Here is a 24,654-nt window from a genome sequence, read left to right as displayed (position 1 = left end):
AGACTTTGAGTAGTGGACCGCGGAGTTGCGGTCCATCGATGACTGATGACAGAGGTACGGACTTCATGAACGAGCAGAACCACTCCGGCGGCTCGGACGAGCACGACCACGGAGCGCTTGGCGACGCCGAGTACGCGGAGTTCATGGAGCTCGCCGCGGAAGAGGGCTTCGACCTTGAGGACGTCGAGGGCGCCATCGAGGAGGCGGGCCACGGCCCGCTGCCCGTGCTCGCCGTCGTAGGCCGCCCCAATGTCGGCAAGTCGACGCTGGTGAACCGCATCATCGGCCGCCGCGAGGCGGTCGTCGAGGACAAGCCGGGCGTCACCCGCGACCGCGTGACCTACGAGGCCGAGTGGGCAGGGCGTCGCTTCAAGGTCGTCGACACCGGCGGCTGGGAGCAGGACGTCCTCGGCATCGACGCCTCCGTCGCCGCCCAGGCCGAGTACGCCATCGAGACCGCCGACGCCGTGGTCTTCGTGGTCGACTCCACGGTCGGCGTCACCGACACCGACGAAGCGGTCGTACGCCTGCTGCGCAAGGCCAAGAAGCCGGTGGTGCTCTGCGCCAACAAGGTCGACGGCCCGAGCGGCGAGGCCGACGCGACGGCGCTGTGGGGCCTCGGCATCGGCGAACCGCACCCGGTCTCCTCGCTGCACGGCCGCGGCACCGGCGACATGCTGGACGCCGTCCTGGAGGCGCTGCCCGAGGCGCCGATGCAGACCTTCGGCGGCGCCGGCATCGGCGGACCGCGCCGCATCGCCCTGATCGGCCGCCCGAACGTCGGCAAGTCGTCCCTCCTCAACAAGGTCGCGAAGGAGGAGCGCGTCGTCGTCAACGAACTGGCGGGCACCACCCGTGACCCGGTCGACGAGCTCATCGAACTCGGCGGCGTCACCTGGAAGTTCGTGGACACCGCGGGCATCCGCAAGCGCGTCCACCTCCAGCAGGGCGCCGACTACTACGCCTCGCTCCGCACCGCCGCCGCGGTCGAGAAGGCCGAGGTCGCGGTCATCCTGATCGACGCCAGCGAGTCCATCTCCATCCAGGACCAGCGCATCGTCACCATGGCCGTCGAGGCGGGCCGTGCCGTCGTCGTCGCGTACAACAAGTGGGACACCCTCGACGAGGAGCGCCGCTACTACCTGGAGCGGGAGATCGAGACCGAGCTCGGCCAGGTCGCCTGGGCGCCGCGGGTCAACGTCTCGGCGCGCACCGGCCGGCACATGGAGAAGCTGGTCCCGGCGATCGAGACGGCCCTGGACGGCTGGGAGACGCGCGTGCCGACCGGCCGCCTGAACGCCTTCCTCGGCGAGCTGGTCTCCGCGCACCCGCACCCGATCCGCGGCGGCAAGCAGCCCCGCATCCTCTTCGGCACCCAGGCGGGCACCAAGCCGCCGCGCTTCGTGCTCTTCGCCTCCGGCTTCATCGAGCACGGCTACCGGCGGTACGTCGAGCGCCGCCTGCGCGAGGAGTTCGGCTTCGAGGGCACGCCGATCCATATCTCGGTCCGCGTCCGCGAGAAGCGCGGCCGCAAGAAGTAGCCCGCGGCCGGCAGCCGCAGCAGCAGCGAAGCGTGCGCCGTACGGCACCGGTTCTCCCGGTGGCGTGCGGCGCACGCTGCTGTCGGTGAGGGGCTTTCCGGGTACGGGCCCGGCCCGGGTACCGGGTCAGCTCTCCCGGCGCCGGGCCGGCGGGAGAGCGGGCCGCGGCCGGTCGCGGTCGCCGGCCGGGCGCTGCGGGGGCTCGGCGAACCAGAAGCCGGGCGGCGTGTACCCGGTGTGCGCGGAGCCGCCGCCGGGGTACCCGGAGCCGGCGGCGAAGCCCCGGAACCGCAGATCCTCCTCACCACTGCGGTCTCCCGGCAAGGCCCGGAAGGACCGGCGCCACTCCGAGTAGAGCGCGTCGTAGATCGGCGTGGCCGAGCGGTCCGTGCCGGTGTCACGGGCCGGACGCATCGGAGGAATCTGGTGGTGGGAGGGGTCGTATGGCGGCACGTAAGGGCCAACGACCCGGGGGCCCGATCGGATGCGGTGCGGAGCACAGCGATCCGACGGGCCCCCGGGCGGAGCGGGTTGCGCGCGGTCCGGTTCAGGTGCCCGCGAGCGGCATCGTGGCCGCGACGAGCCGGCCGTTCGCGGCGGCCTTGTCGAGGGCGTCGCGCAGCAGGTCCTCGCGCGGCTGGCGGCCGATTGTGCCGACCGGGGCCGCGAAGACCAGGACCTGGCCGAGCTTCGACGCGGCGGTGCGCCAGCCGTCGGTGACCTGCAGCGGCTGGTGCGCCTGCCACCAGGCGACGGGCGAACCGCCGGTGCCCGGCTGCAGCACGGCGTGCAGCTGCCCGGCGGCGAGCAGCACGGACCAGCCCGGCAGCACCGCCGGGACCTCGTGGACCTGGCCGAGGGGCGTAAAGCCCTGCTCGCTCAGGAGCGCCAGGAACTCGTCGCTCCCGCCCGTGGTGCCGGGGCGCGCGATGGGGCCGGTGGGCTCCACGACGAGGGCGGGGTAGAGCTCTTCGGCGAGCAGGACGAGCCCGCTGGTGACGCCGAGGACGGCGGGCTGCGGCTGGGCCCCGGGGGTGGACGCCGTGGCTGCGGCCTGCGCCGCGGCGGCCGCCGGGACCCCGCCCGCGGCGCCGCTCTCGCCGGTGATGGAACGCACGGCGCCCTGCAGCTGCTCCTCCGCGACCTTGACCACCTGGGAAGGCAGGCAGGTGGCGTGGGCGAAGGCCAGGACCGCGGTCTCGTCCCCGATGAACAGCACGGTGCTGGTGCGTTCCTGCGCCGAGTCGCCGGGCGTGCGGCAGGAGGTGCAGTCGTAGCTGCCCGGGGAGTTGTCGCCGGCGAGCAGCCGGTCGGCCTCTTCGTCGCCGATCTCGGCGCGTACGTCGTCGCTGACGTCGAGCATGCGCGGCACGGGTGCTCCTAGGAGTTCGGTACGTCGTTCGATGCGTGGACGGCCGGAACAGCGCCCGGCCCATGAAGAGTTCAACGGCGGCCCCGCGGGCAAGTCACGCTGGACGCCGTACGGAATCAGGCCATCGCAGCGGAACTTGAGGATCCACCGGTGTTCCGCACTTGAGGATCCACCGGTGTTCCGCCCACCGCCCGGACGCCCACCGCCCGGACGCCGCCCGCCCGGACGCCGCCCGACCGGGTGGGGTCCGGGGCGGCGGGGCGCGGCGGCCGGGTGGTCCGTACGCCGGTTGCTTAGCTGACGCGATGTCGCACACTCGTGTCTGGTTCGTCGCCCTCGCCGCAGCTCTCCTCGCGTGCGTGCCGCTGACCGCCACCGCCGCGGAGCCCTCGCCCCCGGCGGGCGACCCGGTACGTGATCCCGTCGGAGACCCTGTACGCGAAGGTACCGCCGGGGCTCCCGGGGCGGGGGCCGTGGGCGGGCCGGCCGTGAAGAAGCCGCGCAAGTGCGGTCCGGGCAAGTCCCCTTGGACCTGTCTGGCCGAGTGCGAGAGCAGCGGCCGCTGGGACGCCAACACCGGGAACGGCTTCTACGGCGGGCTGCAGTTCCACCAGCCGACGTGGAGGGAGCACGGCGGCCTCAAATACGCCCCGCGCGCGGACCTCGCCACGCCAGAGGAGCAGGTCAAGGTCGCGGAGAAGGTCCTCGTCAGCCAGGGCCCCGGGGCGTGGCCGGAGTGCTCGAAGGGCCTCCGCTTCGACCAGCGCATCCACGAGGTCGCCCCCGGGGACACCCTCAGCGGGATCGCGCGCCGCTACCACGTCAAGGGGGGCTGGCAGGCGCTGTACAAGGCGAACCGGAAAGGGGTGGGGGCGGACCCGGACCTGATCTCGGTCGGGATGCTGATCGTCGTGCCGGACCTGGACGCCAAGGGGCGGCGGATCCGAGCCTGAGGCGGGCCCCGCACGCGCCCCTCCCCGCTGGATCGCGCCTCCCTCACCTGGCGCCTCCCTCACCTGGCGCCTCCCTCACCTCCCCGCCTCCCTCACCTCGCCACCTCCGCCGCCTCCCCGCTGAACACCACCGTCCCGCGCCGCAGTTCATGCACGACCACCGCGCGCGGCGCCGAGCGGAGGGCGGCGGGGAGGGACTGTTCCGCCAGCAGCACGGTGGCCGGGAGGGCGGCCAGGAGGGCGTACGTACGGGCCGCGACGGTGGGGGACATGCCCTGGGCGGGCTCGTCGAGGAGCAGGACCTCGGCGGGGGACAGCAGCGCACGCGCGACCGCGAGCATGCGCTGCTCGCCGCCCGAGAGCGTGCCCGCGGCCCGGGAGAGGAGGGGGCGGAGTTCCGGGTACGTGTCGAGAGCCGGGCCCAACTCCGCCCGGCGCGCGGCCAGCCGCAGGTTCTCCGCGACCGACAGCGAGCCGAAGACCGCCTCCCGGTCGGGTACGAGGGCGAGCCCGAGCGCCGCCCGCGCGTGGGCCGTGAGCCGCGTGACGTCCCGGCCCCGCCACGCCACCGCGCCCCCGGACAGCGGCACCGTGCCGGCGAGCGCGCGCAGCACCGTCGTACGGCCCGAGCCGTTGCGGCCGGTGAGGACCGTCACCGCGCCCCCGGCGACCGCGAGGTCGACGCCGTGCAGCGCCTCCAGCGGGCCGTACCGCACGCGCGCGTGGCGCAGTTCCAGCTCGGCGCTCATGGTCCGGCCCCCGCTCCCCGTACGGCCGTGAGCGCCGCGAGGACCTGCTCGGGCGGGCCGGAGGCGACGAGGCGGCCCGCCGCCAGGACGTGCACGGTGTCCGCGAGATGCGCCACCAGGTCCAGGTCGTGCTCGACGACGAGGAGGGCGACGCCCTCGGCCGCGAGCGCCCGCAACGCCCGTGCCAGTACGGCGACCTCGGCGGTGTCGAGGCCCGCGGCGGGCTCGTCCAGGAGCAGGGCGTACGGGTCCCCGGCGAGCGCGCGGGCGAGCTCGACGCGGCGCAGCGTCCCGGTCGGCAGCCGTGCCGCGGGCCGGTCGCGTACGGGCCCGTCCAGGCCGAGCAGGGCCAGCGCGCGGTCGACCGCGCGGGAGCCCCGGACGCGGCCCTGCTCCGCGCCGACCGCCACGTTCTCGGCGACCGTCAACGACGGGAAGACGGCCAGCTGTTGGAAGGTCCGGGCGACCCCGAGCCGGGCGCGGGCGTGCGCGGGCCGGTCCGTCAGGTCGAGGCCCGCGAAGCGCACCCGGCCGGCGTGCGGGCGGACCGTGCCGGCCAGGCAGTGGAACAGGGTGCTCTTGCCCGCCCCGTTCGGCCCGACCACCGCCGTGACCCGGCCCGGCGCCACCTCCACGTCCACCCCGTCCAGGGCCGTGAACCCGCCGTACCTGACGGTCAGTCCACGCCCGGAGAGGGGCTCGTCGGGGGCGCGTAGGCGGGCGGGGCGTACGGGGGCGGGGCGTACGGGGGCGGGGCGTACGGGCACCGGTACCGGTCCCCGTACGGGCCCCCGTTCAGGCACCGGTACCGGCGCGCCCCCACGCGCGCGCGGCGGGGCGGCGGTGGCGGCCCGGGCGCGCAGGCGCGCCCCGACCCGCGCCCCCAGCGGGGTCGGCGCGACCGCTGTCCGGCGCGGGCGCCACCGGGCCGCCGCCGCGCGCAGCGCCTCGTACGGGCCGCCCGGGAAGCGGCCGACGAGGACCGCGAGGACGCCGATGACCGCCGCCGCGACGCCGCCGCGCGTGCCCGCGTCCAGGCCCACCAGGAGCGCGGCCGCGAGCAGCGCGCCGAGCGGAAAGTCCGCGCCGAGCACCACCACGGCCGCGAACCACAGCAGGCCGCGCACCGGGTCGAACGCGCCCGGGTCGAAGGCGCGCACCCCCAGACCGAGCATGCCGCCGCCGAGCGCGGCGAGGGCGGCGCCCGCCACGAACGCGCCGATCTTCAGGCGCGGCACGGGCACCCCGGCGGCCACCGCGCCCGCCTCGTGGTCCCGCATCGCGGCGAGGGCCCGCCCGGTACGGCCCCGGCGCAGCGCGGCCACGGCGAGCAACGCCCCGCCGAGGAGGGCGAGTTCGAGGAGGTAGTAGGCCCGGTCGCCGTGGAGCCCCGCCGGGCGGTCGAGGCCGAGGCCGGCGGTCGCGTACGGCTGGTCGAAGACGAAGCGGCTCACGCCCACGCCGATCGCGAACGTGGCGAGCGCGAGCGCCAGGCCGCGCCGCCGGACCGACGGCCACCCGGTGAGCAGGCCGAGCGGCGCGACCAGGAGCACGGCGACGCCGAGTGCGGCGAGCGTGGGCAGCGCGGGGAGGCCGGGGAACCGCCCGGCCGCGAGCAGGGCCGTGAACAGGGCGCCGAGTCCCGCGTACGCCGCCTGCCCGAGGGAGATCTGGCCGCCCCTGCCGGTGACCACGACCAGGGAGAGCAGGACCACGGCGAGCGCCGGGACCTGGACGGCCGTGTGCAGGTCCGGGCCCGCGAGGCCGAGCGGGAGCAGGAACAGCACGCCCGCCACCAGCCACGCGCGCAGCGGCGCACGCACACGCGCGGTGGCCGTTTCCGGCAGCGGCCCCCGGACCCGGTCCCGCCCGTCCCGGTCCTGCCCGTCCCGGTCCCGCCCGTCCCGGTCCTGCCCGTGCCGGTCCCGCCCCGGCGCCGGCAGCACCAGCGCCGCGACCAGCAGCGCCACCACGAACAGGTTCGCCCCGACCGCCCGCAGCAGCGGCTCGCCGAGACCCGAGGGGTGCAGCCGGGTCAGCTGGGCCTGCGCGACCCCGAGCCCCAGCGCGACCGCCACCGCGAGCGGCAGGCTGCGCATCCCGGCGGCCACGGCGACGGCCACCACCTCCATCACCAGCAGCGGCAGGCCGTACGGGTCGAGGCGTACGTACGGGGCGAGCAGGACGCCCGTCAGGCCGGCGGTGAACGAGCCGAAGGCCCAGCCGGCCGCCGCGACCCGGTCCGCGTCGATGCCGCCGAGCACGGCCAGGGGGCGGTTGTCGACGACGGCGCGCAGCTCGCGGCCGAAGCGGGTCCAGCGGCTCACCGCGCCCACGGCGGCGGCGAGGAGGAGTGCCGCCGCGAGCCGGCCCCAGGGCGCGCCCGAGCCGAGCAGCTCGGGGGCGTCCGCGCGCGCCCCCTGCCCCCACACGAGCGCCGCCCCGCCGACGAGCAGCACGAACACCCCGATGGACGCCACGAGGGACTGCGCGGGACCGCCGCCGAGCACCGCGAGCGGCCGGAACACCGCACGCTCCAGGACCAGCCCGACGCCGGGCGCCGCCACGCCGAGGGTGACCAGGGCGGCGAGCCACAGCGGCCAGCCCCAGCCGACGGCGAGCTGGCGCAGCAGATACGCGCAGACCATGGCGACGGCGCCGTGCGCGAGGTTGAGGACGCCGGTGGCCCGGTACGTGACGATCAGGCCGATCCCGGTGAGCGCCGCCGCGCTGCCGACGCCGAGCCCGGCGAGCGTCAGGTCGTACGTCAGGGAGGCCATGTCAGGGCTCCGGGTCCGCCTTGTCCGGCGGGACCTCGGGGTGCGGGGCCTTTCGGGGCGGGGCGTCCGGTTCGCAGAGCGGGCACGGGGTGAGGCCAGGGCGCGGGTCGGCGGGTACGGCCTCCGGCTTGCCGGTGACCAGCGGGCAGTCCGCGCGGTGGTACAGCGTGCCGCCCGGCACCAGGACGCGCTCGGTGCTGCGGGGAGCCGGCGCGGTGGCCTCGGGTGCGCCCGGGTCGGCGGCGACCAGCAGCTCGTACAGCTCCTCCACGCGCGCGGTGGCCAGGGCGTTCCGGCCGCCGACGAGGAGGACCGCGCCCGCCACGATCAGGGCGGAGCCGGGCAGCGTGCAGGAGGCCAGATACGGGACCTGCCGCTCGGCGAAGCGTTCCCCGGAGACCCCGTACCAGCCGAGCACGCACAGCACCGCGCCCGCGGCGAGGGCGGCGGAACCGGCCCAGAGGAGGGGCTGGGCGGTGCGGGGTCGGGCGGTAAGGGGTCGGGCGGTGGGCATCCGGGGCTCCCGGGGTGATGAGTGGCGCTCTGTACCCATTTGTTCATGTCAGGACACCGCTTGCACTCTGCCTCTCGGCGGCCGACCCTGAAGGCACCGGGCAGCCGCTGCCCGGACGATCGACCCGGCGGTGAGCCAGATGGTGCTCGGGAGCAGTAGGCGCAGGCGGGGTGGGACTCGGATCGCGGCCTGGGCGGCCGCCGCGGTCCTGACGCTCGGCATGGCCGTCACGGGGTGCGGGGACGACGGCCAGGACGGCACGGAACCCTTGCCCGAGACGTCCGTCGAGCGCACGGAACAGGCCCCGGACGAGGGCCCGGAGGACGAGGCCGCGGCGGAGCGCGAGGTCAAGGAGAACTGGGAGAGGTTCTTCGACGCGGAGGTCCCGCTGAACGAGAAGGAGGCGGTCCTGGAGAACGGCGCCGACATGCGGCCGGTCCTGCAGGCCTTCAACTCCGACCCGCGCGGCAAGCAGGTCGGGGCGAGCGTCTCCGACGTGGAGTTCACGTCCCGCACCGAGGCCGATGTGACGTACACGCTGTCGCTCGACGGGCAGCCCGCGCTGCGTGACGCCACCGGGGTCGCGGTCGAGCAGGGCGGCACCTGGAAGGTGTCGGTCAAGACGCTGTGCGCGCTGGTGCAGATGAACAGCGGCAATGCCTCGCCGGTACCGGGCTGTTGAGGTCCTTCTCGCGGCGCTGCTGCTGTTGTCCGGCGCCGCCTGCGGCAGTCGGCTGCCCGAGGACGCGTTCACCGCGCGGGACACCGGCCCTCCGGGCGGCGCGGGCGAGCCGCTCCGCGTCGGCATCGTGACCAGCGCGACCAGCCCCGTCGGCAGCCGCGCCTTCACCGGCCCGCGCGAGGGCGCCACCGCGTACTTCGACCGGCTGAACGCGCGCGGCGGCGTCGACGGGCGCCGGGTCGAGGTGCACACCTGCGACGACGGCGGCAGCGGCGTCGGCAACAACGAGTGCGTGCGCAAGCTGATCGACGAACAGCACGTCGTCGCGCTCGTCGCCACCGCCGTCCTCGACTACGCGGGCGCCCCGCGGGTCTCCGCCGCCGGCGTCCCGGACATCGGCGGCCAGCCGGTCGGGCCCGCGTACGAGACGTACCCGCATCTGTACTCGATCTACGGGAGTCTCGCGCCGCGCACCGGCGATGCGCCCGGCTGGGACGGCAAGCTGTACGGCGGCACCGAGGTCTACCGCTACTTCAAGCGCGAGCACGGCGCCCGCACCGCCGCCGTCGTCTCGTACAACCAGTCCGCGTCCGCCGCGTACGCCCGGCTCGTCACGCGGGGGCTGCGGGCCGAGGGGTACGACGTGGTGGCCGAGCAGGTCGACTTCGCGCTGCCCGACTTCCGCGCCGTCGCCGCCGACCTCAAGGCGCGCGGCGTCGACCTGGTCTTCGACGCCCTCGACACGCACGGCAACGCCCGCCTGTGCGCGGCGCTCGACGACGTCGGCGCCCACGTCACCGCGAAGGTCACCCACGCGCAGAACTGGACGGACACGGTCGCCGAGGACTACGAGGACGCGCCGCGCTGCCGCAACTCCCTCTGGGCGACCGGGTCGAGCCGCAACCACCAGGACGCCGGGCACCCGGCCGTACGGGAGTTCCGGGACGGGATGCGGGGCAGGCCGCTGTCCCAGTGGGCGCTCGAAGGCTGGGCGGCGGCCATGTGGTTCACGGACGCCGCGCAATCGTGCACCCGCGCGGCGCCCGAAACCGCCGCCACGCGCGCGTGCCTGGACGCGTACATGGAGCGGGGCGAGCCCTACGACGCGGACGGACTGCTCGTCCCCGTCGTCTTCGAGCACCGCGAGGAACCCCCGAAGACCCGCAGGACCTGCCTGTCCGTGGCCCGTTGGCGGGACGGCGAGGGCTGGGTCACGCAGAGCGGGGACATGAACCGCAACTGCTTCGACGTACCGCAGCTGGCGTACGAACCCTGAGCAACTCGCGCCCCCACACTGCCCCTGATGCGCAGGAGTGCCCCCAGGTTCCCGAAATCGCCTACCAATAGCGCAACTGTTCAAGAACAAGATGATGATGCGGCCCAACCCTCGCCCCCCGCTCCCGGTCTAACCCTGCGCTAGGCGGACGAGACGGGACTGTCCGCGGGGAACCATGAGGTACGGGGACGTATGCATATCTCTTTCCTGATACACAACGCGTACGGAATCGGGGGGACGATCCGGACGACGTACAACCTGGCCAACACCCTGGCCGAACAGCACGACGTGGAGGTCGTCTCGGTCTACCGGCACCGCGCAGAGCCGGTCTTCCAGGTCGACCCGCGGGTCCGGGTGCGCCACCTGGTCGACATCCGCAAGGGCACGCCGGGCTACGAGGGCGACAGCCCCGAGTACCGGCGCCCCGCGCACGCCTTCCCGCGCGCCGAGGGCCGCTTCCACCAGTACAACGCGCTGACCGACCGCCGCATCGCCGACCACCTCGCGACCGCCGAGGCCGATGTCCTCGTGGGCACCCGGCCGGGCCTGAACGTGCACATCGCCCGCCAGGCCCGCCGCGGACCGCTCCGCGTCGGCCAGGAACACCTCACCCTCGACAGCCACTCCACGGCCCTGCGCACCCAGCTGCGCGGCGTCTACCCCCGCCTCGACGCGCTGACCACGACGACCGAGGCCGACGCCGCCGCCTACCGCAGCAAGATGCGGCTGCCCGGCGTGCGCGTCGACGCCATGGCCAACCCGGTGCCCGCGCCCGGGGTGGCGCCCGCCGACGGCACCGGCAAGTGGGTCGTCGCGGCCGGCCGGCTCGCCCCCGTCAAGCGGTACGACCTGCTGATCAGGGCCTTCGACCAGGTGCGCGCCCAGCGCCCGGACTGGCGGCTGCGGATCTACGGCGGCGGCAAGCAGAAGGACCGCCTCCGCGCCCTCATCGACGAACTCGGCCTCTACAACCATGTGTTCCTCATGGGCCCCGCCCACCCCATCGACCCGGAGTGGGCCAAGGGCTCCATCGCCGCGGTCACCTCCAGCCTGGAGTCCTTCGGCATGACCATCGTCGAGGCGATGCGCTGCGGACTCCCCGTGGTCGCCACGGACTGCCCGCACGGCCCCGGCGAGATCATCGACAACGGTGTCGACGGCCGCCTCGTGCCCGTCGGCGACGTCCGCGCCATCGCCGGCGGACTCCTTGAGCTGATCAACGACGACGACAAGCGCGGCCGGATGTCCGCCGCCGCGCTCGTCGACTCCCAGCGCTTCGACCCCGCGCGGATAGCGGAGCGCTACGAATCGCTGTTCACCGATCTGACCGCACGCGGCCCCGCCGGACCGCTCGGCCGGTTCCGCGGCTCGCTGCACCGCACCCGCGGCGCGATGCTCGGCGGCGCCTACGCGGTCAGGGACGCGGGGCGCACCGCCCTGAGAAAGGGACGGACCGCATGACCGCACTGCTGCCCCCGCCGCTGCCCGACGAGGTGCACGACCGTGTCCCCGTGGAGCCGCGCGCCGACTGCGTCGCCGACTCCGCGGGCGGGCTGACCTTCGACCTCGCCGACCTGGGCCGCCCCGGCGCCGCGTATCTGCTGCTCCGGCTGCGCGAGAGACAGCCGCACGGCGCCGGGCACACCGAGACCCGGCTGCCGCTCACCCCGGCCGCCGACGGCAGGCTGCGCGCCGTGCTGCCCAGCAGCGTCCAGCTCGCCGAGGGCCGCTGGGACGTGTACGCCGACCACGGCGACGCCGCCCCGCGCCGCCTCGCGCCCGGCGTCAACGACCTGCGCTCGCTGGTCGACCGGATGCCCAGCGGCACCCGCCCGCACATCGCCGTGCGCATCCCGTACGCCACCAAGCACGGCAACCTCACCGTCCGCGCCTGGCACCGCGCGCCGCACGCCGAGGCCGGCGAACTGCTCATCGACGGCGCCGGGCTGACCGTACGAGGACGACTCCTCGGCGCGCCCCTCACCCCGGCCGGGTACGCCGAGCTGCGCGCCCGGACGCCCGAAGGGGACTCGCCCGGGCAGGCCGCCCGGCGGGTCGAACTCGGTGGCTCCGGCGGGGAGTTCGGGCTCACCGTGGGGTACGCGGAACTGGCCGACGCACCCGGCATCTGGGACCTGTGGCTGCTGCCCCAGGGCGCCCAAGGGCCGCAGGCGCGGGTGGCCCGGCTGCTCGACGACGTCGCCGACAAGAAGCCGATCTTCACGTACCCGGCCGTCCGCACCGGCCCCGTGGCCGTCGGCCCGTACTACACCCGCGACAACGACCTGTCGCTGCGGGTGACGGAGGCCGGCTGAGCCCGCAGACGCGGACCGCAGCTTGACCGGTCGCGGTGAGTTGTGCCCCGGCGCCGCTCAACGCCTCGGCGCCCCTGAATGCTCCGGTGAAATTCGCGCAGGGTGTCGCGGCGGGCGGGGCCGGAAAACGATCTCGGTCCGCACTCCGAAAGGCAGATGAATTCGGCCGTCGGACCGCGGGTGCCCGAATTGCCGGACGGGTACGGGTAATTGCCGGGTGAGCCGGAACAATTCCGTACCGCTCGTTCGTGTGAAGCGGGAATCGACAAACACATGTGGCGATCCTGTGACACAAGCGTGACCTCGAAGGTGCAGGTGACCCTGGGTGTACGCCCGCCGGGGGCTTTTCGGCGGCCCTTTCCCTTCCCGCCGCGCGCGGCCTACGGTGATCGCATGGCACCCCTACCCACACCCCCCGCAGAACCGCAGGACACCCCCGACGCGTACGTCGGACTCGACGCCGAGAGTGCCGAACGCCTGGCCCGCGAGCGCGGCTGGTCCACCGTCAGGTCGCTGCCGCCGGGCGCGATCGTGACCATGGAGTACCTGGCGGGACGGCTGAACTTCGAGGTCGGCGACGGCACCGTGAAGCGCTGCTGGAAGGGCTGAGCGGCCGGCGTCCCCCGATGCCGGTACGGCGCAGGCCCCGGCCCCCTGGTGAAGGGGAGCCGGGGCCTGCGCGTGCGGGGCAGTGGTGCGTACCGCCCCCGCGGTCCCGGGCTCAGCCGCCGGCCACCGGGCGGGCCGGTGCGGGGCGGCCGGTGCGGCCGGTGCCGTCGGCGTGGGCGCCGTGCGAGGTGTGGGTCGCGTGCGGGGCGGGGCGGCGGCTGCCGGTCGGGGTGACCGGGGCGCGCTCCGAGCGGACCGTGTACCGCTGGGTGCTGAAGTGCGTCGGCGCCCGGCCACCGTGTCCGGCGCCCACCGGCTCGCGTACCGGCACGTCGTCGTCGGGGACGGGCGCCGGCTGCGGGAACAGCGTGGGCGCACCGGCCGGCGCGGGAACCGGCAGGCGGCCGCGCAGGCCCGGCAGGTACCGGTCGCGCCGGGCGAGGATACAGACCTCGGCGCGGGCGATCAGCGGCTCGAACCAGGGCAGCGCCAGCAGGATGAGCAGCCCCGCGGCCCAGCCGAGGAGGACGTCGCTCAGCCAGTGCGTGCCCAGGTAGACCGTGCTGAGACCGACGCCGAGCGAGACCACCGCGGAGAGCGCCGAGAGATAGCGGCGGGCCCGTCCGGAGGAGGCCAGATAGGCGAGGATGCCCCAGGTCACGACGGCGTTGGCGGTGTGGCCCGAAGGGAATATGTCGCCGGTCAGCCACATCTCGTTGGAGCCGATGACGTTGGCGTAGTGCGGACCTTCCCGGCCCATGCTCAGCTTGGCCGCGCCGACGCTGACGTTGAGCAGCAGCAGCGAGGTGCCCAGCATGAGGAGCGGGCGCAGGGTGTGCTGCCGCCAGGAGCGCCAGCCGAGCCAGGCCGCGACCATCACGGCGGTGGGGCCGCGCTGGCCGAGCACCACGTAGTAGTCGATGTACGCGTGCAGCTCCGGCCACTGCTGGTAGGGCCGGAAGAACATCAGCTGCCAGTCGAGCCGGACCAGCCAGGACGTGTTGATCACGGCCACGACGATGAGCAGGTAGAAGACCAGCGTCGAGCCGAACAGCACGATCCGGTGCGGACTCATACGAGGTGTTTCGAGGCCCGCCGGCCGTTCGGGTTCCCGGTCCAGCCGGGCAAAGAGCCGGTCCAGACGGGTCAGGTTTGGTTCGGTACGCACTCAATCGACGCTACAGCGAGTGAGCGGCCGACTCGGCCCAACCAGAGGGTTTGTGATGACGATGTGATGTGGGATTGATCTCAGCCGGTGAGTTATTCCGGAACCCCGAGTAAAAGCTGATGACCTTGGATCGATATTTATTCGATCTTCATCTGCTGTGATTTCGGATGGTGTCTGAATTCATTCCGTACGAGGGAAGTGAATTCCGTGGCCGGATCACGGCGGTCCCGACCCGTTCAGCCAGAACGCCCCGTACACCGCCGAACCCGCCGCCACGACCGCGAGCAGCGCCGCCGCCCGCCGGGTCCGCCACCGCGCCAGAGCCACCGCGAGCGGCAGCAGCAGCGGGAAGGCGGGCAGCAGCAGCCGCGGCTTGGAGCCGAAGTACCCCGAGGCGCAGAGCGCGAGCACCACGACGATCCCGCAGTAGACGAGCAGCGCGGGCGGCTGCTGCTGCCGTACGCACACCCCGTACAGCCAGATCACCAGGCCCACCCCGACGATCAGGCCGAGCCCGGCGAACACCGAAGGGAACGACGTCAGCATCCCCCCGACGAACCGGGCGAACGCGAGCCCCCCGTCGAAACCGTTGCCCCACTGCGCCTGTACGTCGAGATAGCCGAAGATCCCGTCGCCCGTGCGGTGGCCCACCCACAGCACATAGCCGGCCGCCCCGAGCGGCGCGAGCAGCACACCGACCACCAGCCGCCGGTCCGCACGGCGCTCGCGCGCGACCGTGAGCGCGGCCGTCACCCAGAGCGCCGCCACCACCGCACCGCCCACCGGCCGGGTCAGCCCGGCGAGCGCCGCGAGCACCCCCGCCGTCACCCACCGCTCGCGCAGCACCGCGTACAGCGCCCAGGCCGCGAGCGCCGTGAACAGCGACTCGCTGTACGCCATCGACTGCACGATCCCCACCGGAAGCACAGCCCACAACGCCACCGCGCACACCCCCGCGCGCAGCCCGTAAAGGCGCTCCGCGACCAGGAAGATCCCGAGCGCCGCCGCGAGTGAGGCGAGCCACGCCGCCGCCAGGCCCGCGTCCGCGTACGACAGCGGGCTGACGGCCGCGCCGAGCCGTTCCAGCCAGGGGAGCAGCGGGAAGAACGCCAGGTTGGAGTGGACCGAGCCGTCCGGCAGGCGGGTCTCCCAGCCGTAGCCGAACTCGGCGACGCGGGTGTACCAGAGCGAGTCCCAGCGCGCGCTCAGCAGCGTGTGCGCGCTCTTTCCGTTCGCCGCGGACCACCCCGCGAGCACCACGAGCCCCAGCGCGCGCACCCCGGCGTACACAAGCAGCGCGGGCGCGGCACGGCGCAGCGCACGGTGCACGCGGTCGCGGCGGTCGGTCGGAACGCACGGGGCAAGGTCGGTCACGGGCTCGATTATGGGCGGAGCGGGGAACCGGATACCCCCGGGCGGTCGTACCTGAAGGGGGAGCGGACGCGGGGGAGAGGGGGTCGGGCGTGGCGTACGCCACACCGCGTCGTTCAGGTACGTGAGAGGTGGGACACCCAAGCCCGCGCTGAACTCGCGTACGCTGACTGCTCACTCGTACACCCGGTCGGGCACATTGCCGCAGGCAGAGCCGCCGCCCGCCGACCGCCTGAGTACGGGATCACTGGGAGGTACTGCATGACCGGGACGACCACGGCTGCTCCGCAGCGGCCCTCGGCATCCCGGTTCCTGGAACACCTGGGCATCGGACGCCCCGAAGGCGCCAACCGCTGGGTCGTCCTCATAGTCCTGTGCGTCAGCCTCGCCATCGTCGCCATCGACTCGACGGTCCTGCACGTGGCGGTTCCGGCCGTCACCGAGGACCTCAAGCCCGGCGCCATCCAGCTGCTGTGGATCGTCGACTCCTACCCGCTGGTCTGCGCCTCGCTGCTGATCCTCTTCGGCACCCTCGGCGACCGCGTCGGCCGCCGGCGGATCCTGCTCCTCGGGTACGGCCTCTTCGGCGTCGCCTCCGCCATGGCGGCGCTCGCGCACGAGCCCAAGACGCTGATCGCCGCGCGCGTCCTGCTCGGCGTCGGCGGCGCGATGATCATGCCCGCGACGCTCTCCATCGTCCGGCAGGTCTTCCCCGACCGGCGCGAGCGGGCCCTCGCCATCGGCATCTGGAGCGCGGTCGCCGCCGTCGGCGCCGCCGCGGGACCGCTGCTCGGCGGCTTCCTGCTCGAACACTTCTGGTGGGGCTCGGTCTTCCTCATCAACATCCCGCTGATGTTCGCCAGCCTTCTGGTCGGCCGCTGGCTCCTTGCCGAGTCCACCGGCGACCGCGACGGCCCGTGGGACGTGATCGGCGCGCTGATGGCCGCGGCCGGACTCTTCGGCGTGGTGCTCGGCATCAAGCGCGCGGGCGGCGGCGCGGGCGTCGTCAGCCTGCTGACCCTGGTGCCGCTGATCGTCGGCGCGCTGCTCCTGGTCCTCTTCGTACGGCGCCAGCGCCGCCGCAAGCACCCGCTGGTCGACCTCAGCCTGTTCTCCCGGCCGGCCTTCGGCACCTCCGTCGGCTGCATCATCATCGCGATGCTGGCGCTGGTCGGCCTGATGCTGATCGCCGCGCAGTACCTGCAGCTGGTGCTCGGCCTCTCGCCCCTTCAGACCGGCCTGAGGATGGTGCCGCTGACCCTCGCCGCCATGGCCGGCGGGCTCACCGGGTCCTCGATCCTGCCCCGCCTCGGCCCGCGCCTGATGGTCTCGCTCGGCTTCTGCCTCACCGCCGCCGCCGTCCTGACCCTCACCTTCATGGGCCACAAGGACAACCTCGCGCTGCTCCTGACCGGCTTCGTGCTGCTCGGCTTCGGCCTGCAGACCACGCTGTTCGGCGCGTACGAGTCGATGCTCAGCGACGTCAGCCAGGGCCAGGCTGGAGGCGCCGCGGCCATCGGCGAGACCTCGTACCAGCTGGGCAGCGGCATCGGCATAGCCTTCATCGGCAGCGTCATGAACGCCGCCTACGCCCCCCGCCTCGACGCGGTGCCCGGCGTCTCCGGCGCCGATGTGGCCGCCGCCCGGCACTCCCTCGGCGAGGCGTACGAGATCGCCCAGGGCCTCGGCTCCGGCCCCGGCGCCGCACTGCGCACCGCCGCCCGCGACTCCTTCGTGCACGGACTCCACGTCACCCTGTACGCCAGCGCGGGCCTGCTCCTCATCGGCGCCCTGGCCGCCCTGCGCCTGCCCCGCACCATGGACCTCTCCGCCGCCGCGCCGGACGAGGGCGCCTGTCCCGCGACCGGTGAGCGCGGACTGCTCAAGACCGCCCCGGCCCAGCGGGACCGCGAGGCGCTGCCCGCCGAGTCCTCCGCCTGAGACCGGGCACCGGGCACACTCTGGACGTGCGGCTTCCCGGAGCCGTACCGTCGGCAGCACACCATAACTAACACTGCTAGTTTTACGTGTCCGGAGGCCCCGTCATGCCGTCCCCGTCCCGCCCCGCCCTGCCGCCGTTCGACCCCGCCGACCCGCTCGGCCTCGACGACCTCCTCGACCCCGAGGACCTCGCGATCCGCGACACCGTCCGCAGCTGGGCCCGGGACCGCGTCCTGCCGCACATCGCCGACTGGTACGAGCGCGGCGAGCTGCCCGGCGTACGCGAACTGGCCCGGGAGCTCGGCGGGATCGGCGCCCTCGGCATGTCCCTCACCGGCTACGGCTGCGCGGGCGCGAGCGCCGTCCAGTACGGCCTGGCCTGCCTGGAGCTGGAGGCCGCCGACTCCGGCATCCGCTCCCTGGTCTCGGTGCAGGGCTCCCTCGCGATGTACGCGATCTGGAAGTTCGGCTCCGAGGAGCAGAAGCAGCAGTGGCTGCCGCGGATGGCGGCCGGCGAGGTCATCGGCTGCTTCGGCCTCACCGAGCCCGACCACGGCTCCGACCCCTCCTCGATGAGCACCCACGCGAAGCGCGACGGCACGGACTGGATCCTGACCGGCCGCAAGATGTGGATCACCAACGGCTCCGTCGCCGGGGTCGCGGTCGTCTGGGCGCAGACGGACGACGGCATCCGCGGCTTCGTCGTCCCCACGGACAGCCCCGGCTTCTCCGCCCCCGAGATCAAGCACAAGTGGTCCCTGCGCGCCTCGGTCACCAGCGAACTCGTCCTGGACGAGGTCAGGCTGCCCGCCGACGCGGTGCTGCCCGAGGTCACCGGTCTGCGCGGCCCGCTCAGCTGCCTGAGCCACGCGCGCTACGGCATCGTCTGGGGCGCGATGGGAGCGGCCCGCTCGTCCTTCGAGGCGGCGGTGGAGTACGCGAAGACGCGGGAGCAGTTCGGCAGGCCCATCGGCGGCTTCCAGCTCACCCAGGCCAAGCTCGCCGACATGGCGCTCGAACTGCACAAGGGGATCCTGCTCGCCCACCACCTGGGGCGCCGCCTCGACGCGGGCCGGCTGCGGCCGGAACAGGTCAGTTTCGGCAAGCTCAACAACGTACGCGAGGCCATCGAGATCTGCCGCACCTCACGGACGATCCTCGGGGCCAACGGGATCTCGCTCGAATACCCCGTGATGCGGCATGCGACGAATCTCGAATCGGTGCTGACCTACGAGGGCACCGTCGAGATGCATCAGCTGGTGCTCGGCAAGGCGCTCACCGGGCTCGACGCGTTCCGGTAGGCCGAAGGGCGCCGGAACGGGTCCGGGGGAGTGCGGTGAGCGGCCTGCCGGCCTAGCTCTGGTTGAAGAAGCCGTCCGAAGGCCGGCCCGTCGCCTCGCCGTTGACGATCGCGGTGTCGGCCGGGGTGAGCAGGAAGACCCGGGTCGCCACCCGCTCGATGGAGCCGCGCAGACCGAAGGTCAGGCCGGCCGCGAAGTCCACCACGCGTTTGGCGTCGCCGGGATCCATCGAGGTCAGGTTGATGATGACCGGCACGCCGTCCCGGAACAGCTCGCCGATGGCGCGCGCGTCCCGGAAGCCGTCCGGGGCGATGGTGCCGATCCGGCGGCCGGTCTCCTCGGCCTGCTCGCCGGCCGCCCGCACGCGGGGGTCGGTCACCCAGGCCTCGCCGGGCTCGGACTCCTCGGCCCGGTCGTCCTCGTAACCGTCGTAGTAACGCTCGTCATCGTTGTCGTCGACGAGGCCAAGCCAGGCACTCGCCTTACGTACCGATCCCATGGACGCCTCCTCTCAAGCGGTCCTGCTGTCCGCACCCCTATGGTCGTCCATGATGCGGAAGTTGCGTCGCTCCGACCAAGCGGTTAGTCGCGCCACGGGCCTTTCGTGACGGTACTGGTGCAGAACGCACCCCCATTCTCCAAGGGTCCTGCCAGGCACTGCTGCTGACAGTGAGTGAAATATGACTTGTCGGCGCGTACGGGTGACGGCGGGCGTGTCGGGCTGTCGGACCTGGCCGATACGATGCGGTCGCACGTCATCAGCGACTCATGGGGGAGCCGTCTTGTTCGGCATCGTCAGGCCCTGCAGCCACCGGCTCGGCGAGGGCCTCAAGACACAGTGGATGGCGCATCTCTGCGGCCTCTGCCTCGCCCTGCGCAGCGATCACGGCCAGTTCGCGCGGGTCGTCACCAACTACGACGGCCTGCTCGTCTCGGTTCTGACGGAGGCTCAGGCCGAGCGCGCCGGCGGGTGGCGGCGCACCGCGGGGCCCTGTCCGCTGCGCGGGATGCGCGGCGCGTCGGTCACCCAGGGCGAGGGCGCGCGGCTCGCGGCGGCCGTCTCGCTCGTGCTCGCCTCGGCGAAGGTGCGCGACCATGTGGCCGACGGGGACGGGATGTTGGGGCGCAGACCGGTCGCCGTGGCGGCGCGCCGGGTGGCCCGCTCCTGGGGCCGGGCCGGGGCGCGCACCGGGGCCGACGTCGGCTTCGACACCGCCGTACTCGTGGAGGCGGTGCAGCGGCAGGGCGGCATCGAGGCGCTCGCCGGGCCCGGCACCTCGCTGCTCGTCGTCACCGAGCCCACCGAGACCGCGACCGCCGCCGCGTTCGCGCACACCGCGCAGCTCGCCGGACGGCCGGGCAACGCGGCTCCGCTCGCCGAGGCGGGCCGGCTCTTCGGGCGGCTCGCGCACCTCCTGGACGCCGTCGAGGACCGCGAGGAGGACGCCGCGCGCGGGGCGTGGAACCCGCTGGCCGCGACCGGCACCTCCCTCGCCGAGGCCCGCAGGCTCGCCGACGACGCGCTGCGCGGCATCCGACTCGCCCTGCGGGACGTGGAGTTCACCGACGCCGCTCTCGCGCACCGGCTGCTCGTGCACGAACTGCCGCGCTCCGTGGACCGCGCCTTCGGTACGACGGGCTGCGCCCATCATCCGGCGGGCGGCGGCGGCCCGGGCGGCGGTGGCGTCTTCGGCGGTCCTGGTGGGCCTGGCGGTTCCGGCGGTTCCGGCGGTCCCGTCGGTCCCGACGCCTCGTATCCGCAGCCGGGGCCGTACGGGCCCGGAGGGCCTGGTGCTCCGTACGCTCCGCAGCAGCCCGGCCCCGGTGGCCCCGGTGGCCCCGGGGGTCCGTACGGGCCGGGTGGTCCCGGTGGGCCGTTCGGTCCGGGTGGTCCGGGTGGGCCGCGGCCGCCGCGCCGGGGCCGACGGGGGCTGATCGCCGGGTGCCCTGGTGTGGGCGGGGCTCGCCTGCACGTGCCAGCTGTGCTGCGGCACGCACGACGACCCGTGGAGCCGGGAGCGCAAGGAGGGGCTGTGCAACGACTGCTGCAGCGCCTGTGAATGCTGCTCCAACTGTTCCGGCTGCTGCAGCTGTTGCGGGGGAGACGGCGAGGGCGACGACGGCGGCGGCTGTGACTGCTGCGACTGTGACTGCGGGTGCGGCTGAGCCGTGGTCGGCGCGGGAGCCGCCGCCGTGCGTTCTGCGCAGACGGCCGAAAGCTGGCCTTGTGCACCCTTCACGCCAACCGAATACTCCGAGCCAGCGCTTGTCAGGGGCACAGTGAGTTCCGGATTCCGAACACCGGACCCGGGCCGCCCGCCCCCGGCTGCGCCTCACGGGCCCGCTCCCCAGGCGGGCCCCCGATTCCCTCGGAGGAACGCGAAGTGAGGATCAAGCGCACCACCCCCACACCCACCCCCACACCCACCCCCACACTCACCCCCCGCAGCAGCGTCGCGAGACGCGCGTCCCTGGCCGTCGTGGCCGGATCCCTCGTCGCCGCCGGCGCGTTCGCCGCACCCGCCGCCAGCGCGGACGAGGCCACCGCCTACAGCAGCGCCCAGCTCGACAAGGCGAGCGACGCGGTCCTGGAGGCCGATGTCGCGGGCACGGCCTGGAACGTGGACCCGAAGTCCGGCCGTGTCCTCGTGACGGTCGACAGCACCGTCTCCCAGGCCGAGATCAACAAGATCAAGCGCGAAGCCGGTACGAACGCCGGCGCCCTCAAGATCGAGCGCACCCCCGGCAAGTTCAGCAAGCTGCTCTCCGGCGGCGACGCGATCTACGCGTCCAGCTGGCGCTGCTCGGCCGGATTCAACGTCCGCAGCGGCAGCACGTACTACTTCGTGACGGCCGGGCACTGCACCGACGGCGCGGGCACCTGGTACGCCAACTCCGCCCGCACCACCACCATCGGCCCGACGGCCGGATCCAGCTTCCCCGGCAACGACTACGGCCTGGTGCGCTACTCCAACACCGGGCTGTCCCACCCGGGTACCGTCGGCGGGCAGGACATCACCAGCGCGGCCGACGCCACGGTCGGAATGTCCGTCACCCGGCGCGGCTCCACCACCGGCACCCACAGAGGCTCCGTCACCGGTCTCAACGCGACGGTCAACTACGGCGGCGGGGACATCGTCTACGGCATGATCCGCACCAACGTGTGCGCCGAGCCCGGCGACTCCGGCGGCCCGCTCTACTCCGGGTCCCGCGCGATCGGGCTCACCTCCGGTGGCAGCGGGAACTGTTCCTCCGGGGGGACGACGTTCTTCCAGCCGGTGAAGGAGGCGCTGAGCGCGTACGGGGTCAGCGTGTACTGATCCCCGTACTTCCGCGTCACCGCTGACGCGCCGCGAGCCCCTGCCCGAAATGTCGGGCGGGGGCTCGTTCTTGTTCTCCGCCCCGCCCCGCCCCGCCCCGCCCCGCCCCTTCCCGAAGGCCTGCGGCGCTGTGGTTCGGCTGCCGCGCCGTCGTGGCTGGTCGCGCAGTTCCCCGCGCCCCTCAACAGCCAGCCCCTCCGGCAAAAGCCAGCCTGGGCAAGGAGCGAGGAGGGGAAGGAATCGGCCAGTCACCCACGGGCCCAGTGACCCCGCTGACGTGGACGAGAAGGTTTCGTGAACGTCGAGGAACCGCCCCGTGGTCGTCGAGTGCGCGTCCGGAACTCGACCTTGTGTGCCCCCTGTGAACGTGGCAATAGTGACTGTCACCCTTCAGGGCCCGGTGAACCCCACCGATCCGGGACCCGACCCCCCACAGGAGGACGTTCCTTGAAGCACCGACGCATACCGAAGCGCCGCGTGGCCGTCGCAGGTGCGGGCATCGCCGCACTGGCCGCCGCCGGCGTCACCCTCCAGACCGCGAACGCGAGCGACGCCCCCGCCGCCCCGGAGCTCAAGACCCTCACCGCCACCGCGGCCGGCAAGCTCGGCTCGGTCCTCGGCCAGGACCTCGGAGCGGACGCGGCCGGCGCCTACTACGACGCCGAGTCCAAGTCGCTCGTGGTGAACGTCCTGGACCAGAAGGCCGCGGACGTCGTCGAGCAGGCCGGCGCCAAGGCCAAGGTGGTCGAGAACTCGCTGGCCGAGCTCAAGAACACCCGCAGCGACCTGATCGAGAAGGCCAGCACCAAGGGTGTCTCCTGGGCCCTCGACCCGAAGACCAACAAGGTCGTCGTCACCGCCGACCGCACGGTCAAGGGCGCCGCCCTCGCCAAGCTCACCAAGGCCACCGACGCCCTCGGCGCGCAGGTCGAACTCAAGCGCAGCCAGGGCGAGTTCAAGAAGTTCATCGCCGGCGGCGACGCCATCTGGGGCGGCAGTGGACGCTGCTCGCTCGGCTTCAACGTCACGGTCGGCGGCGAGCCGCACTTCCTGACGGCCGGCCACTGCACCGAGTCGATCCAGGAGTGGTCCGAGGAGCAGGGCGGCCCGGTCATCGGCACCAACGCCGGCTCCAGCTTCCCCGACAACGACTACGGCATCGTCAAGTACACCGGCGACACCCCGCACCCCAGCGAGGTGAACCTGTACAACGGCTCGACGCAGCCCATCGCCAAGGCGGGCGACGCCACGGTCGGCCAGCAGGTGCAGCGCAGCGGCTCCACCACGCAGCTGCACGACGGTGCGGTCACCGGCCTCGACGCCACCGTCGACTACGGCAACGGCGACATCGTCCACGGCCTGATCCAGACCAACGTCTGCGCCGAGCCCGGCGACAGCGGCGGCGCGCTCTTCGCGGGCGACACCGCGCTCGGCCTGACCTCGGGCGGCAGCGGCAACTGCTCCTCCGGGGGCACGACGTTCTTCCAGCCCGTCACGGAGGCGCTGGAGGCGTTCGGGGCCGAGATCGGCTGAGGTCTCCCGTATTGGTGGGGGTCTCCCCGTACTGCTCGAAGGGGTTCTCCCTCTCCTGCTCGAAGGCTCGGCCCGCTCCGGTGGGCCGGGCCTTCGCGTGCGGGTGCGCCCGTCAGGACCGCAGGCCCGCCGCCACCCGCGCCAGGTGCCTGTCCCGGTTGCTGCGGTCCTGGCGCAACAGGGAGAGCAGCAGCGTGACCGCCGCCGAGACGACCGCCCACGCCGCGAGGACCAGGAACGGCCCGCCCGCGCCGTTGCCCTTGAAATACGCGATCGAGCGGGCCGCGAACGTGCCCGCGCCGGGCGGCAGTACGGGACCGAGGCCGCGCCAGAAGCCGGGGAGCAGCGGGTACGGGTACGCGCCGCCCGCGCTCGGATTGCCGAGGACCACGACCACGATGATCGCGAGGCCGATGCCGACCACGCCCGCGATGCCCTGGAACGCGAGGGTGAGCGCGCCCACCGCGAAGACCAGGAGCGCGCCGAGCCCCCACAGGGCCAACACGCTGCCGGGCAGCGCGTCCAGCCACGGGCCCGCGATCACCGCGCCGAGCAGGCCCGCCGCGACCGCGTAGAGCAGCATCACGCAGAGCCGGATCAGGGCCCGGGCCGGGTTGGCCGGCTTGGCGCCCGCGCTGATCGCCAGGGCCGAGGCGCACAGATAGCCGCCCACGCACCAGCCGACGACGAGATAGAAGGAGGAGAGTCCGCGGGCGTCCCCGGCGGCGCCCGGGACCACGTCCTCGACCTTCAGCGTGCGCTTCTGCGCCTGCTCGGCGGCGCCGACGACCTCTTCCAGCGCCTGCGCGAGGCTGCCGCCCGCCGCGCTCGCGACCAGGAGCCGGTCGCCGGGCGCGCGCGGGTCGACGATCAGGGCGCCGTCGACGCCCCGCTCCCTGATCTCCTGGACGGCCTCCGCCTCGTCCCGGACCGCCCGCGGCTTCAACGGCTCGCCCGGCAGTGCGCGCAGCCGCTCCACTGCCTGCTCGGTGACCTGGGCGTTCGGGCCGGTCACCGCGATCGGGATCCGGTGCGGCGCGGGCTTGTGGAAGGCGCCGATGTACGAAGCGATGAAGGCGAGCTGCACCAGGAGCACCCCGATGACCAGGAGGCCGGTGCGGGCGCTCACCGCGTCCCTGACCTCGTGGAGAAATCCGGTGCCCGGGTCGCCGTCCAGGCCGCCGCCGCGTGTGGTCCTCGTCATGCCCCCACGCTCGACGGGGAGCCTG

Annotated in this window: 21 protein-coding genes; 12 read left to right on the top strand and 9 right to left on the bottom strand. The window is 73.7% G+C overall.

The genetic code is table 11. The annotated features are described in order from the left end of the window. Window positions 1–38: 38 nt before the first annotated feature. Window positions 39–1,541 (top strand): ribosome biogenesis GTPase Der, encoded by a 1,503-nt coding sequence (der, locus tag QIS99_RS21990; protein ID WP_282515288.1) that lies wholly within the window; start codon window positions 39–41, stop codon window positions 1,539–1,541. A 126-nt stretch (window positions 1,542–1,667) separates the two neighbouring features. On the opposite strand, the gene QIS99_RS21985 is transcribed toward der, so the two are convergent. Together QIS99_RS21985 and QIS99_RS21980 are read right to left on the bottom strand one after the other, a co-directional pair. Then, window positions 1,668–1,955, bottom strand: coding sequence for a hypothetical protein (locus tag QIS99_RS21985; RefSeq protein ID WP_282515329.1), 288 nt, complete (start codon window positions 1,953–1,955; stop codon window positions 1,668–1,670). Between the two features lie 133 nt (window positions 1,956–2,088). Then, window positions 2,089–2,913, bottom strand: coding sequence for a hypothetical protein (locus QIS99_RS21980; protein ID WP_282515287.1), 825 nt, complete (start codon window positions 2,911–2,913; stop codon window positions 2,089–2,091). A gap of 305 nt (window positions 2,914–3,218) precedes the next feature. Between QIS99_RS21980 and QIS99_RS21975 the strand changes: the two genes are divergently transcribed. Then, entirely contained in the window at window positions 3,219–3,866 is a 648-nt protein-coding gene (locus tag QIS99_RS21975; RefSeq protein WP_282515286.1) for a LysM peptidoglycan-binding domain-containing protein, read from the top strand. Between the two features lie 92 nt (window positions 3,867–3,958). On the opposite strand, the gene QIS99_RS21970 is transcribed toward QIS99_RS21975, so the two are convergent. The 3 genes from QIS99_RS21970 to QIS99_RS21960 are packed head-to-tail and all read right to left on the bottom strand — an operon-like array spanning window position 3,959 to window position 7,909. Then, window positions 3,959–4,615: an ATP-binding cassette domain-containing protein gene (locus QIS99_RS21970; protein ID WP_282515285.1), complete on the bottom strand. Its 657-nt coding sequence runs from the start codon at window positions 4,613–4,615 to the stop codon at window positions 3,959–3,961. Beyond that, window positions 4,612–7,395, bottom strand: a complete 2,784-nt coding sequence (locus tag QIS99_RS21965) for an ABC transporter permease subunit (protein ID WP_282515284.1) — start codon at window positions 7,393–7,395, stop codon at window positions 4,612–4,614. The genes QIS99_RS21970 and QIS99_RS21965 overlap by 4 nt, the downstream gene beginning before the upstream one ends. 1 nt (window position 7,396) lies before the next feature. Beyond that, complete coding sequence (locus tag QIS99_RS21960; protein ID WP_282515283.1) at window positions 7,397–7,909, bottom strand: hypothetical protein; 513 nt, start codon at window positions 7,907–7,909, stop codon at window positions 7,397–7,399. Between the two features lie 139 nt (window positions 7,910–8,048). Between QIS99_RS21960 and QIS99_RS21955 the strand changes: the two genes are divergently transcribed. The 5 genes from QIS99_RS21955 (at window position 8,049) to QIS99_RS21935 (ending at window position 12,791) form a co-directional block, all read left to right on the top strand. Then, a complete protein-coding gene (locus QIS99_RS21955; RefSeq protein ID WP_282515320.1) occupies window positions 8,049–8,591 on the top strand; it encodes a hypothetical protein in 543 nt (180 codons plus the stop codon). Continuing rightward, window positions 8,566–9,867 carry an ABC transporter substrate-binding protein gene (locus tag QIS99_RS21950; RefSeq protein ID WP_282515282.1) on the top strand — a complete coding sequence of 434 codons (1,302 nt, stop codon included), beginning with the start codon at window positions 8,566–8,568 and terminating at the stop codon, window positions 9,865–9,867. Before QIS99_RS21955 ends, QIS99_RS21950 begins: the two co-directional genes overlap by 26 nt. 192 nt (window positions 9,868–10,059) lie before the next feature. Further along, complete coding sequence (locus tag QIS99_RS21945; protein WP_282515281.1) at window positions 10,060–11,328, top strand: glycosyltransferase family 4 protein; 1,269 nt, start codon at window positions 10,060–10,062, stop codon at window positions 11,326–11,328. Continuing rightward, window positions 11,325–12,182, top strand: a complete 858-nt coding sequence (locus tag QIS99_RS21940; RefSeq protein ID WP_282515280.1) for a hypothetical protein — start codon at window positions 11,325–11,327, stop codon at window positions 12,180–12,182. Before QIS99_RS21945 ends, QIS99_RS21940 begins: the two co-directional genes overlap by 4 nt. Window positions 12,183–12,575: 393 nt before the next feature. Then, a complete protein-coding gene (locus QIS99_RS21935; protein ID WP_282515279.1) occupies window positions 12,576–12,791 on the top strand; it encodes an I78 family peptidase inhibitor in 216 nt (71 codons plus the stop codon). 112 nt (window positions 12,792–12,903) lie between these two features. Here QIS99_RS21935 and QIS99_RS21930 read toward each other — a convergent pair whose 3' ends face one another. Both QIS99_RS21930 and QIS99_RS21925 read right to left on the bottom strand, forming a co-directional pair. Beyond that, window positions 12,904–13,959, bottom strand: a complete 1,056-nt coding sequence (locus tag QIS99_RS21930; RefSeq protein WP_282515278.1) for a phosphatase PAP2 family protein — start codon at window positions 13,957–13,959, stop codon at window positions 12,904–12,906. Window positions 13,960–14,175: 216 nt separating this feature from the next. Further along, window positions 14,176–15,333 (bottom strand): glycosyltransferase family 39 protein, encoded by a 1,158-nt coding sequence (locus QIS99_RS21925; RefSeq protein WP_282515277.1) that lies wholly within the window; start codon window positions 15,331–15,333, stop codon window positions 14,176–14,178. Between the two features lie 258 nt (window positions 15,334–15,591). Between QIS99_RS21925 and QIS99_RS21920 the strand changes: the two genes are divergently transcribed. Further along, entirely contained in the window at window positions 15,592–17,271 is a 1,680-nt protein-coding gene (locus tag QIS99_RS21920; protein WP_282515276.1) for an MFS transporter, read from the top strand. A gap of 104 nt (window positions 17,272–17,375) precedes the next feature. Then, complete coding sequence (locus QIS99_RS21915) at window positions 17,376–18,572, top strand: acyl-CoA dehydrogenase family protein (RefSeq protein WP_282515275.1); 1,197 nt, start codon at window positions 17,376–17,378, stop codon at window positions 18,570–18,572. Window positions 18,573–18,624: 52 nt separating this feature from the next. Here the strand turns inward: QIS99_RS21915 and QIS99_RS21910 are convergent, their stop codons facing one another. Then, window positions 18,625–19,071 (bottom strand): cell division protein SepF, encoded by a 447-nt coding sequence (locus tag QIS99_RS21910; RefSeq protein ID WP_282515274.1) that lies wholly within the window; start codon window positions 19,069–19,071, stop codon window positions 18,625–18,627. Window positions 19,072–19,414: 343 nt separating this feature from the next. Between QIS99_RS21910 and QIS99_RS21905 the strand changes: the two genes are divergently transcribed. The 3 genes from QIS99_RS21905 (at window position 19,415) to QIS99_RS21895 (ending at window position 23,425) form a co-directional block, all read left to right on the top strand. Next, window positions 19,415–20,632 (top strand): DUF5685 family protein, encoded by a 1,218-nt coding sequence (locus QIS99_RS21905; RefSeq protein WP_282515319.1) that lies wholly within the window; start codon window positions 19,415–19,417, stop codon window positions 20,630–20,632. A 324-nt stretch (window positions 20,633–20,956) separates the two neighbouring features. Continuing rightward, window positions 20,957–21,892 carry a S1 family peptidase gene (locus tag QIS99_RS21900; RefSeq protein ID WP_408909600.1) on the top strand — a complete coding sequence of 312 codons (936 nt, stop codon included), beginning with the start codon at window positions 20,957–20,959 and terminating at the stop codon, window positions 21,890–21,892. Window positions 21,893–22,339: 447 nt separating this feature from the next. Further along, complete coding sequence (locus QIS99_RS21895; protein ID WP_282515273.1) at window positions 22,340–23,425, top strand: S1 family peptidase; 1,086 nt, start codon at window positions 22,340–22,342, stop codon at window positions 23,423–23,425. Window positions 23,426–23,537: 112 nt separating this feature from the next. On the opposite strand, the gene QIS99_RS21890 is transcribed toward QIS99_RS21895, so the two are convergent. After that, window positions 23,538–24,629 (bottom strand): DUF3533 domain-containing protein, encoded by a 1,092-nt coding sequence (locus QIS99_RS21890; protein ID WP_282515272.1) that lies wholly within the window; start codon window positions 24,627–24,629, stop codon window positions 23,538–23,540. Window positions 24,630–24,654: the final 25 nt, after the last annotated feature.

It is taken from the genome of Streptomyces solicavernae (genome assembly GCF_029968095.1).
GTDB classification, from domain to species: domain Bacteria; phylum Actinomycetota; class Actinomycetes; order Streptomycetales; family Streptomycetaceae; genus Streptomyces; species Streptomyces solicavernae.
Note: the sequence above shows the minus strand (reverse complement) of the source record. Positions and strands in the feature narration are given on the sequence as shown.

Excerpts from the sequence above, each read along its gene's own strand:
- QIS99_RS21890 (WP_282515272.1), bottom strand. The coding sequence starts at position 24,629 with ATGACGAGGACCACACGCGGCGGCGGCCTGGACGGCGACCCGGGCACC.
- QIS99_RS21905 (WP_282515319.1), top strand. The coding sequence starts at position 19,415 with ATGGCGCATCTCTGCGGCCTCTGCCTCGCCCTGCGCAGCGATCACGGC.
- QIS99_RS21910 (WP_282515274.1), bottom strand. The coding sequence starts at position 19,071 with ATGGGATCGGTACGTAAGGCGAGTGCCTGGCTTGGCCTCGTCGACGAC.
- QIS99_RS21920 (WP_282515276.1), top strand. The coding sequence starts at position 15,592 with ATGACCGGGACGACCACGGCTGCTCCGCAGCGGCCCTCGGCATCCCGG.
- QIS99_RS21960 (WP_282515283.1), bottom strand. The coding sequence starts at position 7,909 with ATGCCCACCGCCCGACCCCTTACCGCCCGACCCCGCACCGCCCAGCCC.
- QIS99_RS21975 (WP_282515286.1), top strand. The coding sequence starts at position 3,219 with ATGTCGCACACTCGTGTCTGGTTCGTCGCCCTCGCCGCAGCTCTCCTC.
- QIS99_RS21985 (WP_282515329.1), bottom strand. The coding sequence starts at position 1,955 with ATGCGTCCGGCCCGTGACACCGGCACGGACCGCTCGGCCACGCCGATC.
- QIS99_RS21945 (WP_282515281.1), top strand. The coding sequence starts at position 10,060 with ATGCATATCTCTTTCCTGATACACAACGCGTACGGAATCGGGGGGACG.
- QIS99_RS21955 (WP_282515320.1), top strand. The coding sequence starts at position 8,049 with ATGGTGCTCGGGAGCAGTAGGCGCAGGCGGGGTGGGACTCGGATCGCG.
- QIS99_RS21965 (WP_282515284.1), bottom strand. The coding sequence starts at position 7,395 with ATGGCCTCCCTGACGTACGACCTGACGCTCGCCGGGCTCGGCGTCGGC.
- QIS99_RS21915 (WP_282515275.1), top strand. The coding sequence starts at position 17,376 with ATGCCGTCCCCGTCCCGCCCCGCCCTGCCGCCGTTCGACCCCGCCGAC.
- QIS99_RS21935 (WP_282515279.1), top strand. The coding sequence starts at position 12,576 with ATGGCACCCCTACCCACACCCCCCGCAGAACCGCAGGACACCCCCGAC.
- der (WP_282515288.1), top strand. The coding sequence starts at position 39 with ATGACTGATGACAGAGGTACGGACTTCATGAACGAGCAGAACCACTCC.
- QIS99_RS21970 (WP_282515285.1), bottom strand. The coding sequence starts at position 4,615 with ATGAGCGCCGAGCTGGAACTGCGCCACGCGCGCGTGCGGTACGGCCCG.
- QIS99_RS21940 (WP_282515280.1), top strand. The coding sequence starts at position 11,325 with ATGACCGCACTGCTGCCCCCGCCGCTGCCCGACGAGGTGCACGACCGT.
- QIS99_RS21950 (WP_282515282.1), top strand. The coding sequence starts at position 8,566 with ATGCCTCGCCGGTACCGGGCTGTTGAGGTCCTTCTCGCGGCGCTGCTG.